The 13,597-nt window shown below is 70.8% G+C and carries 11 protein-coding genes and 1 pseudogene; 6 read left to right on the top strand and 6 right to left on the bottom strand.

Annotated features, from left to right (window positions below; translation table 11 throughout):
• Positions 1-134: 134 nt before the first annotated feature.
• Together V8690_RS40310 and V8690_RS40315 are read left to right on the top strand one after the other, a co-directional pair.
• Positions 135-1,271: a HoxN/HupN/NixA family nickel/cobalt transporter gene (locus V8690_RS40310; RefSeq protein ID WP_338784958.1), complete on the top strand. Its 1,137-nt coding sequence runs from the start codon at positions 135-137 to the stop codon at positions 1,269-1,271.
• 110 nt (positions 1,272-1,381) lie between these two features.
• Positions 1,382-1,873 carry a DUF5709 domain-containing protein gene (locus tag V8690_RS40315; RefSeq protein ID WP_338785640.1) on the top strand — a complete coding sequence of 164 codons (492 nt, stop codon included), beginning with the start codon at positions 1,382-1,384 and terminating at the stop codon, positions 1,871-1,873.
• Positions 1,874-1,890: 17 nt separating this feature from the next.
• Here V8690_RS40315 and V8690_RS40320 read toward each other — a convergent pair whose 3' ends face one another.
• Positions 1,891-2,097: a hypothetical protein gene (locus V8690_RS40320; RefSeq protein ID WP_338784959.1), complete on the bottom strand. Its 207-nt coding sequence runs from the start codon at positions 2,095-2,097 to the stop codon at positions 1,891-1,893.
• Positions 2,098-2,674: 577 nt separating this feature from the next.
• Here V8690_RS40320 and V8690_RS40325 point away from each other — a divergent pair.
• A complete protein-coding gene (locus tag V8690_RS40325; RefSeq protein ID WP_338785641.1) occupies positions 2,675-2,881 on the top strand; it encodes a chaplin in 207 nt (68 codons plus the stop codon).
• A gap of 64 nt (positions 2,882-2,945) precedes the next feature.
• On the opposite strand, the gene V8690_RS40330 is transcribed toward V8690_RS40325, so the two are convergent.
• A complete protein-coding gene (locus V8690_RS40330) occupies positions 2,946-4,073 on the bottom strand; it encodes a PP2C family protein-serine/threonine phosphatase (RefSeq protein WP_338784960.1) in 1,128 nt (375 codons plus the stop codon).
• Between the two features lie 345 nt (positions 4,074-4,418).
• Between V8690_RS40330 and V8690_RS40335 the strand changes: the two genes are divergently transcribed.
• Complete coding sequence (locus V8690_RS40335; protein WP_338784961.1) at positions 4,419-5,306, top strand: GNAT family N-acetyltransferase; 888 nt, start codon at positions 4,419-4,421, stop codon at positions 5,304-5,306.
• Positions 5,307-5,340: 34 nt separating this feature from the next.
• On the opposite strand, the gene V8690_RS40340 is transcribed toward V8690_RS40335, so the two are convergent.
• The gene (locus tag V8690_RS40340) at positions 5,341-6,225 is read right to left on the bottom strand and encodes a Gfo/Idh/MocA family oxidoreductase (RefSeq protein WP_338784962.1); all 885 of its coding nucleotides are present in this window, start codon (positions 6,223-6,225) and stop codon (positions 5,341-5,343) included.
• A gap of 1,028 nt (positions 6,226-7,253) precedes the next feature.
• Between V8690_RS40340 and V8690_RS40345 the strand changes: the two are divergent.
• Both V8690_RS40345 and helR read left to right on the top strand, forming a co-directional pair.
• Positions 7,254-7,849: pseudogene (locus tag V8690_RS40345) on the top strand (DsbA family protein); the annotation flags it as partial.
• Positions 7,850-8,037: 188 nt separating this feature from the next.
• Positions 8,038-10,197 carry an RNA polymerase recycling motor ATPase HelR gene (gene helR / locus V8690_RS40350; protein WP_338784963.1) on the top strand — a complete coding sequence of 720 codons (2,160 nt, stop codon included), beginning with the start codon at positions 8,038-8,040 and terminating at the stop codon, positions 10,195-10,197.
• A 50-nt stretch (positions 10,198-10,247) separates the two neighbouring features.
• Here helR and V8690_RS40355 read toward each other — a convergent pair whose 3' ends face one another.
• The 3 genes from V8690_RS40355 to V8690_RS40365 are packed head-to-tail and all read right to left on the bottom strand — an operon-like array spanning position 10,248 to position 13,596.
• A complete protein-coding gene (locus tag V8690_RS40355; RefSeq protein WP_338784964.1) occupies positions 10,248-11,117 on the bottom strand; it encodes a sugar phosphate isomerase/epimerase in 870 nt (289 codons plus the stop codon).
• Positions 11,114-12,133, bottom strand: a complete 1,020-nt coding sequence (locus tag V8690_RS40360) for a Gfo/Idh/MocA family oxidoreductase (RefSeq protein WP_338784965.1) — start codon at positions 12,131-12,133, stop codon at positions 11,114-11,116. The genes V8690_RS40355 and V8690_RS40360 overlap by 4 nt, the downstream gene beginning before the upstream one ends.
• A gap of 23 nt (positions 12,134-12,156) precedes the next feature.
• A complete protein-coding gene (locus tag V8690_RS40365) occupies positions 12,157-13,596 on the bottom strand; it encodes a sugar porter family MFS transporter (RefSeq protein WP_338784966.1) in 1,440 nt (479 codons plus the stop codon).
• Position 13,597: the final 1 nt, after the last annotated feature.

Here is a 13,597-nt window from a genome sequence, read left to right on the forward strand (position 1 = left end):
CCCGGCGCCGCGGAGTTTTCGGTTCCATGGACAAGACCTGTCGCGGGCTTTACTGCACATGGCTTGCAGGTGCCGGAGGATGGCACGAGGCTGTTTCCCGCAGCCGTCCGTCCGACAGAAAGACCTTCCCCCCGATGACGGCCGCCCCTGACTCCACTCCTCCCCTCCCCGCCCCGGCCCCCGCCCAGCGCACGGCCTGGCACCGCGTCCGTACCTCCATGACGCGGCGGGAGTGGACCAGGGTCGGGGGGATGGCCGCGGTCATCGTGGCCCTGCACGTGATCGGCTGGTTCACCCTCGTCGCGATCGTCGCCCCCGAGCACCGCACCATCGGCACGCAGACCTTCGGCGTCGGCATCGGCGTCACCGCGTACACGCTGGGCATGCGGCACGCCTTCGACGCCGACCACATCGCCGCCATCGACAACACCACCCGCAAGCTGATGGGCGAGGGGCAGCGGCCGCTGTCGGTCGGCTTCTGGTTCTCCCTCGGCCACTCCAGCGTCGTCTTCGTCCTGTCCTTCCTGCTCACCCTCGGCGTGAAGACCCTGGCCGGACCGGTCCGCGACGACGGCTCCGCGCTGCACGACGTCACCGGCCTGATCGGTACGACCGTCTCCGGGACGTTCCTGTACATCATCGCGGCCGTCAACCTCGTCATCCTCGCCGGCATCTGGAAGGTGTTCCGCGGCATGCGCTCGGGCCGCTACGACGAGGCCGCCCTGGAGGAGCAGCTGAACAACCGCGGCCTCATGAACCGCCTCCTGGGCCGTGTCATGAAGTCGGTCTCCAAGCCCGGGCAGATGTACCCGCTGGGCCTCCTCTTCGGCCTCGGCTTCGACACCGCGACCGAGATCGCCCTGCTCGTCCTGGCCGGCTCCGGCGCCGCCTCCGGCCTGCCCTGGTACGCGATCCTGTGCCTGCCGGTCCTGTTCGCCGCCGGGATGTGCCTCCTCGACACCATCGACGGCTCGTTCATGAACTTCGCCTACGGCTGGGCCTTCTCCAAGCCGGTCCGCAAGGTCTACTACAACCTCACGATCACCGGCCTGTCCGTCGCCGTGGCCCTCCTCATCGGCACCGTCGAACTCCTCGGCCTGCTCGCCGAGAGGCTCGGCCTGCACGGCCCCTTCTGGGACTGGATCTCCGGCCTCGACCTCAACGTCCTCGGTTACGTCGTCGTGGCCCTGTTCGTCGCCACCTGGGTGGTGGCGCTGCTGGTGTGGAGGTTCGGGCGCATCGAGGAGAAGTGGACGGGCGACCTGACCTGACGGCATCCGCGGAGGTTAGAGCCCGCGTAACGGGAAACGCGGAACGGGCACATGAGACGAACGAGTCGACGCAGCGCGACAGGGAGGCAGAAGTGATGGGCACGGAACCGATGCGCCCCGAACCGATGGCGGACGACGCGTACCAGCCCACCGGGAGCAACGAGGAGCAGGAGGACGCCGCGCCGCTGGACCTCCAGGACGCCGTCGACGAACGGACCTACGACGACACCCTCGACGAGGGCTACTCCCCGCCGGAGAAGCCGCTCGGCGTCACCAAGCGCGGCACCACAGCCGCCGAGCAGCACGAGGGCGAGACACTCGACGAGCGCCTCTCCCAGGAGGTCCCCGACGTGTCCGCCGAGCCCACCGGGGACGGCGTGGGCGACACCCCCGACAGCGACGGCGAACCGGTCGACCCCGAGGCGGGCACCGCCCGTGCGGGCCGCCTGGTCGCCCCGGACGAGGGCGCCCATCCCGACACGACCAAGGAGACCGTCGCGACGGACGTCGGCATCGACGGGGGCGCGGCCGGTGCGGAGGAGGCGGCGGTCCACGTCGTGGAGGACGACAGCGACCTGCCGGAGGACGACGACAGGACGTGACGCCCTGCGGGCAAGGGCTACGGCAGCAGCTTCTCCAGCGCGGCCGGGCCCTCCGCCGCCAGCTTGCGCTTGGCCCATTCCAGGTTGTGCGGGGTGAGGTCCTTGCCCGAGGCGAGGACGAGGTCCTCCGGCGACACGTCGGTGCCGGTGCGGGCGTGGAGCAGGCGGTCCGGGGTGGCGCTGTCCTCGGGCGGCCGGGACGCGTGGGGCTGTGACGTCGACATGTTCTCTGCTCCTAGGGTCCGGATCGCTGGTGCGGCCCCGGTGCTGAAAAACGGGTCCGATATCACCATTCAACGCAGGAGCCCAGCGTGCATCCGGAGAGGCCCGACCACCACACGGGAACCCCACCGGAAGCCGGCCGGGAGTCCGGCCGGAAGCCCCACCGGGGGCGGCCGGCAGCCCGGCCGGAACTTCCCGCGCGGAGACCCCCGCCACAGCCGGGAACCCATGCTGGCATCCCGCCGGAGTCCCGGCCGAGCCCATCGGAAGCCCACCAGGAGCCCGGCCGGAAGCCCCGCCGTGCCCTCGCCGGGGGCGGCCGGAAGTCTGCGCGGCGAGGTCCGGCCACCGCGCCGGGACCCCCACGGCAGGCCCCGTAAGCCCGGCCCCATCGCAAGCCTGCCGGAACTCCCGCTGGGGCCGACCAGAGCTCCCGCCGGGGGCGGAAGTCGCCGGAAAACCGCGCGGAGATCCCCGGCCACCGCACGGGAACCCCAGCGGGGAGCCGGCCGGAAGCCCTGCCGAGGCCCCCGCTGGAAGTCCACCAGAAGCCCACGGGAAGCCAACTGACCCCCCACCCTGGCCTGCGCCGCCCTCCTGGCCTGCGCCGGTACGGCGAGCGCCGACTCGGGCCCCGTCGGCGTCGCCACCAAGAGCCCCGGTGTCCTCTCCGGCAACGTCGTGCAGCTCCCCGTCGACATCGACGCCAACGTCTGCGGCAACACGATCAACCTGGTCGGCCTGCTCAATCCGGCGGTCGGCAACGAGTGCACGATCAAGGACTGACACACGGTCGTACGGCAACGCCGGCGGCGGCTCGCGAAACACTGCGGGCCGCCGCCGGCCGCCGTCAGGGCCCGACCTGCGGACGGGGCGCGAGCACGAGCATCGTGACGTCGTCCCGCACATCCGGGCAGTACCGGACGAGGTCGGTCCACACCCGCTCGGCCAGCGCGGCCGGGCTCTCGTCGGCGAGGCCCGGCAGCCGCTCGGCGAGGGGATAGAAGACCCCGTCGGCGTCCCTGGCCTCGGTGACACCGTCGGACGCGAGGAACAGCAGGTCACCGGCCCGCAGCCGTACCGAGACGACCCTCGGCGCAGTGGCCTCGGCGAGGCCCAGCCCCAGCGGTGTGCACGGCTCGACGTCCAGCTCGACGGCCCGGCCGCCCCGCAGCAGCAACGGCCCGGCCTGCCCGCACGCCACGATCCGCACCACACGCGCGTCGGCGGAGAAGTCCAGCAGCACGGCCGTCGCGAACAACTCGGCATGCGGCTCGCCCCCGGAGTCCACCGCCAGCCTGCGGTCCAGCCGGGCCGCCACCGCCTCCGGATCCGGCTGGTCCAGTACCGCCTCCCGGAACGCCCCCAGCAGCGACGCGACCGTGGCGACCGCCGACAGCCCGTGCCCCTGCACATCGCCCATGACCGCCCGTACGCCGTAGGGACCCGCCCGCACGTCGAAGAAGTCGCCCCCGACCAGCGTCCCGCTCTGCGCGGCCCGGTACAGCCCCGCGCACCGCACCGGCCCGACCTCTTCGGGCAGCGGCGGCACGACCGCACGCTGCGCGGCCTCGGCGACGGCCCGTTCCGTCACCAGCTGGGCGTCACGGCTGCTGCGGACGAACGACAGCAGCACGCTCAGCGCCGCCACGAAGCACACGGTCAGCAGATCGGTGCTGCCGGGGTCGTCCAGCCGGAAGACCGGAACCGTCAGCACGACCACCGCCAGCCCGCCGAGCACCGCCGTCACGAGCGGCCCGTGCGCCAGCACGGCCAGCGGCGGGATCGCACCCAGCAGGAAGCCGATGTCGAGCGGCTCCGGACTGACCAGCTCCGCCGTGCACACGCCCGCCAGCAGCACGGACGGCAGCAACCGCGCCCAGACCGGCGGCGGTGAGCCGCGCAGCCAGCCCCGCCGGTCCGGGTCCCGACCCCGTTCCCTGTCCCGGCGCGGCAGCCGGGCGCGCGCACTGTTCACACCACCACGCTGCTACGCCCCACCGGGCGCCGCACTCCGGGCCCGCGCGGACGGCCGTGAGCGACGGCCGCCAAGGCATGCGCCGCGATCCTGGGCGCCGGTTTCCACCGCTCGACGCGAACAGCACGTCACGGGTGAACGACCACCGTGTCAGAAAAGCGATGGACGGTCCGTCAGCGATCCCGTAGTGTCTCGGCGTCACGCCCCGAGACCCGTGGAGGGAGGGCAGAGCCGTGCAGTTCATGCAGTTCACACCGTTCCAGCGCTCCCTGCCCCCTCGTCCCGGCGTGCCTCGACTGACCTGACCGGGAGCGCTCTCCGCAGCATGTATCCCGGAGGAATCCCGTGACCGATGTGGTCATCCGCGCGCTCGACGCGAGCGACGCCGATCTCTTCGACACCCTGCCCGATCCGCTGGGCGCCCGTGAGGGCCACCGGCTGACTCGGCATCGCCCCGACTGGAAGCGGGTGGCCCTGCGCGACGGCAGGGTCGTGGCCCGCGGCGCCTGGTGGGGCGGCCCCGACGACACCGAGCCCGTCAACCTCAACTGGTTCGACGTGGCGGAAGGCGAGGAGGAAGCGGGCGCCGCCCTCCTGCGCTCGGGCCCCTGGCAGGTGGAACTGGAACTGAACCTGCCCGCGGGCTGGCGCGACGACCCGGCCCTGCGCGCCGCGGCCGAGACCCGCAGCACCGCCGCACGGAAGGCCGGCTACGAGCTCCTGGTGGAACGCCTGTTGTACCGGTGGACCCCCGACCACGGTCTGCCCGCGCGGCCCGGGCGTCTGCTGTTCCGCGCCGAACCGGACGACGCCCTGTTCTTCGACGCGCTGCGCCGCATCCACTCCGTCACACTGGACGCCCACGCGCTGAAGGCCATCGAGCGGGGCGGACTCGACCAGGCGGCCCAGGAGGAGATCGACTTCTTCCACTGGTGCCCCTCGCCCCGCGAGTGGTGGCAGGTCGCGTACACACCGCGGGGCGAGATGGCCGGCATCCACATCCCGGCCCACAATCCCTCCGGCCCGTGCATCGGCTTCATCGGGGTCCTCCCCGACCAACGGGGCCACGGCTACGCCTACGACCTGCTGGCCGAGTGCACGCACTTCCTGGCCGATCAGGGCGCGGACTTCATCGCCGCCGCCACGGACCAGGGCAACTTCCCCATGGCCGCGAACTTCGCCAAGGCCGGTTACCCGGTGGTGAGGGAACGCCTCAACTTCGACCCGGCGTAGGAACCCGGCCGTACCCCAGGGCTAGCGGACACCCCTAGCGTTCGCCGCCGTTCAGCAGATCGTCGGCCGCCGTCAGGATCTCCGTGACCCGCAGGCCGAACGCCGCGTCGCACGCGTGCGGGCGGCCGGTACGGGCGGCGGCGAGCAGGGCGCCCGCGGCCCGCCTCAGGGCGGGGACCGCTCCGTCGGAGCTCTCCGGCAGGACCGCGACCCCGGCCTCCCCGAGGAGTTCCACGGCGGCACCGGACGCGGCGGGCGGTGCCGTCAGGCTCAGGGTGAGGGTGCTCGACGCGCCACCGGCGTGGTCGAGGACGACATGCGCCGTGTCCCCGGGGCCGTACGCCGCCGCCGTCACGCGTCGCACGTCACCGAGCACCGGCAGCAGGACGGACAGGGCGTGCGGTCCGACGTCCCACAGGGCGCCCTTCTCCCGCCGCCACGGCGTGGCGAAGGGGCTCTCGCTGCTGAACACCGCCCCGAGCCACTGCGCCCGCCCCGTGAACCAGCCCGGAACCGCCGCCTGCTCGGTGATCCACGCCTCCGGCTCGGGCTGGAAGCGGGCCGTGAAGAACACGACCGAGGCGACCCCGGCCTCCTCGGCGGCCTCGACCACGGCCCGCCCCTGCTCCACCGTCGCCGCCAGAGGCTTGTCGAGCAGCAGATGACACCCGGCCCGCGCCGCACGCGTGGCGAGTCCGGCCTGCACGTCCGGAGGCAGTGCCACGGCGACCGCGTCCACGTCGGCGAACAGCTCGTCGACATCGTCGTACGCCCGGACACCGTGCCGCTCGGCCAGTTCCTTCGCCGCCTCGGGGCGGCGTCCCCACACCCCGGCGAAGTCGAACTCGTCGTGCCGGCTCAGTGCGGGGGCGTGAGCCATCTGCGCCCACGGGCCGGTGCCGAGCAGTCCTATCCGCATGCCGCCGCCTCTCCACGGTGCCCTGAACAGCCGACGGCCGTCCTCGGCCGCCGCTCGCCGAAGAGCGTGCCACACGGAACCGGCCGCGGGGGAGTCCTGCCGGCGGACTCGGGCGGTTCCGCTACCGGGAGACGGGAAACAAGCTACGGAGTGGGTACCGAGACACTTTGTCAGGCATTCCCATTACTCGGTACCCTCGCCCTCCATTGTCAAGCCTGGTACTTCCTGGCTCACCGTTCGACACCCATTTCAACGTAATAGCGAACCTCACGTCACGATCGATGTTCTGGAGATCGAATGTGAACTGCTCGGGATCCCCGGACGACACTTTGAATGGAAAGTCGCGGCCCACGGTAGTTCCGTTCGCGGTGCGACGTATCTGCGGTTCAACCGCCACCGGGCTTTGGCTGAAATCAACGTCAAACACCCGCTCGTCGACACCTCCCCCGCATTCATCGGCGATCACCGACCCTGTCGCTGGCAGCGGTTCACTGGAGAGGACCGTCACCTCGGCGCCGGTCACGACGATGGCCTGCCCCGACTCGCCTTGCAGCGTGGTGTGAAGCACTACGGGGTCGTCCGTGGTCGGTATATGTACGCCGCCCTTCGACCTGACTTCGGTTGCGCGCTTCTGTAGTGAACCGATCGGCTGATCAAAATATCTTGGACCGCATCCGAGGACATCCGTTGCGTACACCTTGAGTTCTGGCGGGCCCGCGATCTCTTCCTGGAACCAGCCCCACCCGGATTGCCATACAACGACGCCAGCGCCAGACACCACGGCACTGACGACTCCCGCCCAAAAGGTCTTGCTGCGGAACACACTCGTGCGATCTGACGCTGGTTCCTTCGGTGAGGGCTGGGACTTTCTGGCGTGACGTAGTACCGCGTTGGTGTCTGCTTTCCTGTTTCGCGGCGTCCCCACGTTCCTAACCCCTCCAGTCTGACCGTGCAGAGATCCCGGCAGCCCGCCCTCTGCAAGGCTTATCACCCTAAAGGGACATGACGATCGAGAGTGCGGAGATGCGATGTCCGAAGTCCGGACCGTGGACTTCTGGTTCGACCCCGTCTGCCCGTACACGTGGATCAGTTCGCGGTGGATGGTCGAGGTGACCAAGGTGCGGCCGGTGGCCGTCCGCTGGCGGGTGATGAGTCTGTCGGTGCTCAACGAGCACCGGGACGACAACCCCGAGGGCGAGTGGGAAGACTACATGGGGGCGCCGGTGCGCGTGTGCGCGGCGGTGGAGGAGCGGTTCGGCCGGCAGGCGCTCGGTGAGCTCTTCACGGCGATGGGCACCCGCTTCCACCTGCACGGTGACTGGGGGAACCTCACGGCGGCCCTGGCGGATGCCGGGCTGCCGGAGGAGATCGCCGAGGTCGCCGAGTCCACCGCGTACGACGAGGCGATCCGGTCCTCGCACGCCCGGGCCGTCGCCCTGGCCGGTGGCGACGTCGGTACCCCGGTGGTGTCCGTCGCCGGGCCTGGTGGCGAACGGGTGGGCTTCTTCGGGCCGGTCGTCTCCCCAGCTCCCACCGGGGAGAGCGCCGGGCGTTCTGGGACGGCCTTCTGATGATGGCCACGGTTGTGGGCTTCTTCGAGGTCAAGCGCACCCGGACCGAGGAAACCCCGGTTCGACATGGACGGCTGACGCCACGTCCGGCATGGACAACGGGCGACCGAAACAAGAAGGGCAAGGAGTCCTCTCCTTGCCACTCTCAAGCTATAACACACAGGGGGTCTTGCGGCAAGGCCCCCTGTCTCCCGCAAACTGTCCGGCCTGAGCCCAGGACCTGCGGAAACGGGAGCATGACGTGACCCCTCTGACCATGAGCGCGTTCGATCTTCCCGACCGCCTCGCGCACAAAGCCGCACCGGCGCTGATCGCCGCGGACGAGCGGCACTTCGCCGCCATCGCCGACTGCCTGGAGCAGTCGATCGCCGAACTGTCCGACCGTCTCGAAGCCGAGCGCAAGGCGCCCGGCGGCAAGGGACGGCAGGCGATGGACAGGGACGCCGAGATCCACCGGCTCACCGCGCGGCTGCGCGCACTGCGCCGCTTCGGACTCGACCTGTGCCTCGGGCACATGGTCGCCACCGACGGCTCCGAGCCCGTCTACGTGGGACGGCTCGGCCTCACGGACAGCGAGGGGCGCCGGCTGCTGGTCGACTGGCGATCCCCCGCGGCCGAGCCGTTCTTCGGGGCCACCCACGCCAACCCGATGGGGCTCGCCAGCCGTCGCCGGTACCGCTGGACCGGCGGCCGGGTCAGCGACTACTGGGACGAGGTGTTCACCGCCGACGCCTTCGACGGGCACGCCGCCCTCGACGACCAGTCCGCCTTCATCGCCAGCCTGGGCACCAACCGTTCGCCCCGGATGCGGGACGTGCTCGGCACCATCCAGGCCGACCAGGACGCCATCATCCGCGCCGGTTCCCGCGGCGCCCTCGTCGTCGACGGCGGCCCGGGCACCGGCAAGACCGTCGTCGCCCTGCACCGCGCCGCCTACCTCCTCTACTCCGATCCGCGCCTCGGGCAGCACCGCCGGGGCGGCGTGCTGTTCGTCGGCCCGCACCGGCCCTACCTGTCCTACGTCTCCGACGTCCTGCCCAGCCTCGGCGAGGAGGGCGTACAGACCTGCGTCCTGCGGGACCTCGTCGACGAGGGAGCGACGGCGGGGGAGGAGACCGACCCGGACGTGGCCCGGCTGAAGTCGTCCGCGGACATGGTGCGGGCGATCGAGAAGGCCGTCCGGTTCTACGAGGAACCGCCCACCGAGGCCATGACGGTCACGACCCACTGGTCCGACATCCGCCTGAGCGCCGCCGACTGGGCCGTGGCGTTCGAGGCGGCGGAACCCGGCACGCCGCACAACGAGGCCCGCGACCAGGTCTGGGAGGAACTGCTCACGATCCTCGTGGACAAGCACGAGGGCGAGGTCGCGGCGGCCCTGCTGCGCACATCGCTCGCACAGGACCGGGAGTTGCTCACGGCCTTCGACCGCGCCTGGCCGATCCTCGAAGCGACCGACCTCGTCGGGGACCTCTGGTCGGTGCCGGCCTACCTGCGGATGTGCGCTCCCTGGCTCAGCCGCGACGAGGTGCGCACGCTGCAACGCGGAGAACCCCAGGCCTGGACGGTCTCCGACCTGCCGCTGCTGGACGCGGCACGGCAGCGGCTCGGCGACCCGGCGGCCTCACGGCGCAAGCGCCGGCAGGAGGCCGCCGTCGCCGCCCAGCGCGAGCGCATGGCCGACGTCATCGACGATTTGCTGGAGGCCCACAGCTACGACGACGGCGAAGGCGTGCTCGTCATGCTGCACGGGCAGGACATGCGCAATTCCCTGGTCGACGAGAGCGCCCTGCCCACCGCCGACCCGGAACGGCTCGCCGGCCCGTTCGTGCACATCGTCGTGGACGAGGCCCAGGAACTGACCGACGCGGAGTGGCAGATGCTGCTGCTGCGCTGCCCGTCCCGCAGCTTCACCATCGTCGGGGACCGTGCCCAGGCCCGGCACGGGTTCACGGAGTCGTGGCGGGAACGGCTGGAGCGGGTCGGGTTCGACCGGGTCGACCTGGCCTCGCTGAGCATCAACTACCGGACGCCGGAGGAGGTCATGGCGGAGGCCGAGCAGGTCATCCGGGCCGCGCTGCCGGACGCCAACGTGCCGGTCTCGATCCGCAGCAGTGGCGTTCCCGTCGCGCGCGGATCGGCCGCGGAGCTGCACTCGGTCCTCGACACCTGGCTCGCCGCCCACGCGGACGGGATCGCCTGTGTGATCGGCGATCCCGCGTTCCGGCCGGCTTCGCCCCGGGTCCGTTCGCTGACCCCGGAGCTGTCGAAGGGGCTGGAGTTCGACCTGGTCGTCCTCGTCGACCCGCAGGACTTCGGCACCGGCACCGAGGGAGCGGTCGACCACTATGTCGCGATGACCCGGGCGACCCGGCAGCTCGTCGTCCTCACGAGTTCCTGACAGGGGCTCCGGCCGGGACCCTCCCGCAGTGCGGGCCCCGGCCGGAAGTTTTACGCGGGGAGCTCCTTGCGGATGCGGTCCAGCATGAACGCAGACGACTCCCGGGCCCGCTCCTCCCAGGCGAAGACACAGGACGTGGCGACACCGTCGAAACCCAGCTCGCGCAGCGTGCCGAAGAAGGCGTCCCAGTCGACCTCGCCCTGGCCGATGTCGAGGTGCTGGTGGATACGGGCCGGCGTGCCCGGCGGGTTGAGGATGTAGCGCAGGCCGGACGAGCCCTTGTGGTTGAAGGAATCCGCGATGTGCACGTGCTGGAGCTTGTCGCCGGCGTAGCGCATCATCGCCGCGATGTCGGCGCCGACCTTTGAGGCCCCGGAGAGGTGGAACGAGTGCGGGGCACAGTACAGGTAGTTCACCCACGGCTTGTTGATCGCGCGGACGAGATCGACGGCGGGAGTGTTCTCCTCGCAGAAGTCGTCCGGGTGCGCCTCCAGGTTCAGAGCGATGCCTTCGCGCTCGAACACCGGCAGCAGTTCCTCCAGCGAGCGCCAGAAGGCGGCCTCGCTCTCGGCGGCGCGCTCGGGTCGGCCGTTGAACTCCGAGTTCATCAGCGGGCATTCGAGCTCGACGGTGATCTCGATCATCCGCTTCCAGTAGCGGACGGCGGCCTGCCGCTCGGTCTCGTCCGGCGAGGACCACTTGTACAGCGGCAGCACCGAGGACAGCCGCACACCGTGCCGGCGCAGTGACTGCTTCAGCTCCGCCACCCGCGCGTCGTCCGCACGCGGGTGCAGGAAGAACGGCATGAAGTCCGCGCGCGGCGACAACTCGATGTACTCGTAGCCGAGTTCGGCGACCGTGCGCACCATCTCGTCGAGCGGCAGGGCACGGAACATGTAGGGGTCGAGGGCGATCTTCACGCGATGCCTCCGTAGAACGCGGGGCGGGGCTTCATGTCGACGCTGACTCTTTCGCCGCCGGTCTCCAGGGACCGGACGGCGGCGTCGGTGATGACGGTGGCGGCGTAACCGTCCCAGGCGGACGGGCCGGTGGGCTCGGTGCCGGCGGCCACGGCGGTGACCCACTCGCGGAACTCGGTGTCGAAGGCCTCCGCGAACCGGTCCTTCCAGTCCTGGAGCACACCCGTGCCGTGCCGGGCGGCGGTGCGGATCCCGACGGCCGCCGGGTCGGGCAGGCGGACCAGGCCGTCCTCGCCGACGACCTCGCACTGGATGTCGTAGCCGTACTGGCAGTTGACGAAGACCTCCAGGTCGATCCGGACGCCCTCGGACGTCTCGAAGACCATGATCTGCGGGTCCTTCAGATGCGCGAACCGCTTGCTCGTGGCGCGGGGGGTGACCACCTGCGCGGAGACGATCTCGTCGTCGAGGAGCCAGCGCAGCACGTCGATCTCGTGCACGGCCGTGTCCTGGGCGGCCATGGCGGAGTGGTACGACTCCGGCACGGTCGGGTTGCGGTGGGCGCAGTGCACGATGAGCGGGGCCCCGAGCGAGCCGGACGACAGGACCTCCTTCATCTGGCGGTAGCCGGGGTCGAAGCGGCGCATGAAGCCGACCTGGACCAGGCGGCGGCCGTGCGCCCGCTCGGCCTCGACGATCCGCAGACAGTCCTCGGCGGTCGTGGCCAGGGGTTTCTCGCAGAACACCGGCTTGCCGGCCGCGATCGCGCCCAGGACGTGCTCGGCGTGGGTCGGACCCCAGGAGGTGACGAGGACGGCGTCCACGTCCAGGGAGGCGATCAGATCCGCGCCGGTGGGCAGCGCGGCGGCACCGGCCCGGGCCGCCACCTCGGCGGCGCGGCCGGCGTCGAGGTCGGTCACGGCCGTGACGGATGCCCCGGTGACGACCTCGGTGAGCCGTCGGATGTGGTCCTGGCCGATCATTCCGGCGCCGATGACGCCTACACGTACGGTCATGGTCGTTTCCTTCACAGGGAGGGTCAGGAGAAGCGGGTCCGGAGCTCGGCCTCGAGGGTCTCGAGGGTGCGGCCCTTGGTCTCGGGGACGTAGAGCTTGACGAAGGTGAGGGACAGCACGCCCGCCCCCACGAACAGGAAGAAGGTGTTGGAGATCCCGATCCCGGAGACCAGGGACGGGAAGATTAGTCCGATCACGAAGTTGGTCAGCCACAGCACCACGGCCGCGATCCCCATGCCGAAGCCGCGCATCCGCATCGGGAAGATCTCCGACAGCATCAGCCAGGTCACCGGGGAGATCGCGCCTTGCTGGAAGGCGAGGAACGTGACCGTCATGGCGAGCACCGCGAACGCCCGTGCGTCACCCGAGGGCAGCACCAGGGAGAGGACACCGATCAGCAACAGGGCGACGGTCGTACCGGCCTGACCGGTCATCAGCATCGGGCGGCGCGGTACCCGGCCCAGCAGCCAGATGCCGACGAAGGTGGCCAGCACCGAGATCACGCCGTTGGCGATGTTCGCCGTCAGCGCGCTGTCGGCGGCGAAACCGGCGTCGGTGAGGATCTGCGTGCCGTAGTACATGATCGTGTTGACGCCGGTGATCTGCTGCACGATCGCGATGCCGAACCCGACCAACATCAGTTTCCGCACCCACGGCGTGCCCTTCATGTCCTGCCAGCCGCCGAGCTTCGCCTGCTCGTCCTTGACGGCGAGCGCGGACACCTCCTTCAGCTCGGCCTCGGCCCGGGCCTGCGACCGCACCTGCCTGAGGACTTCGAGGGCCTCCCCGAAGCGGCTCCGGGAGGCCAGCCAACGCGGGCTCTCCGGCATCACCAGCATGCCGAACCAGAGCACCACGGCCGGCAGCGTGGCGATGACCAGCATCCAGCGCCACACGCCACCGGACTCGCCGCCGACCTGGGCGATGATCGCGTTGGACGTGAAGGCCAGCAGCTGACCGCTGACGATCATCAGCTCGTTGCGGGTGACGAGAGCACCCCGTCGCTCGGCGGGTGACACCTCCGCGAGATACACCGGCACGGTCACCGACGCGCCGCCGACCGCGAGACCGAGCACGAACCGCGCCACGATCATCACCTCGGTCGTGGGGGCGAGCGTGCAGCCGAGCGCGCCGACGAAGAACAGCACGGCCAGCAGCAGGATGTTGCGCCGCCTGCCGCGCGCGTCGGACAACCGGCCGCCGGTCACCGCGCCCAGCGCGGCACCCAGCAGCAGCGAGCTGGTGACCATGCCCTCGGTGACCGGGGTCAGGCCGAGGTCGTCGGTCATGTAGGGCAGAGCGCCGTTGATGACGCCGGTGTCGTAGCCGAAGAGCAGACCACCGAACGTGGCGATGATGGTGATCATCCTCAGCCGCCGCCTGACCGCCGGAGGGGCGTTGTCCGCGACGGCGGTGGCGGGGGAGGGGATGGGGGCAGGTGTCGTGTCGTCCCTGACGGCCATG

Origin of the sequence: Streptomyces sp. DG1A-41 (assembly GCF_037055355.1) — a bacterium.
GTDB lineage: Bacteria > Actinomycetota > Actinomycetes > Streptomycetales > Streptomycetaceae > Streptomyces.

Bases quoted from the DNA above. Each gene is read 5' to 3' on its own strand.
- V8690_RS40310 (WP_338784958.1), top strand. From the start codon at position 135: ATGACGGCCGCCCCTGACTCCACTCCTCCCCTCCCCGCCCCGGCCCCC.
- V8690_RS40315 (WP_338785640.1), top strand. From the start codon at position 1,382: ATGCGCCCCGAACCGATGGCGGACGACGCGTACCAGCCCACCGGGAGC.
- V8690_RS40320 (WP_338784959.1), bottom strand. From the start codon at position 2,097: ATGTCGACGTCACAGCCCCACGCGTCCCGGCCGCCCGAGGACAGCGCC.
- V8690_RS40365 (WP_338784966.1), bottom strand. From the start codon at position 13,596: ATGGCCGTCAGGGACGACACGACACCTGCCCCCATCCCCTCCCCCGCC.
- V8690_RS40340 (WP_338784962.1), bottom strand. From the start codon at position 6,225: ATGCGGATAGGACTGCTCGGCACCGGCCCGTGGGCGCAGATGGCTCAC.
- V8690_RS40360 (WP_338784965.1), bottom strand. From the start codon at position 12,133: ATGACCGTACGTGTAGGCGTCATCGGCGCCGGAATGATCGGCCAGGAC.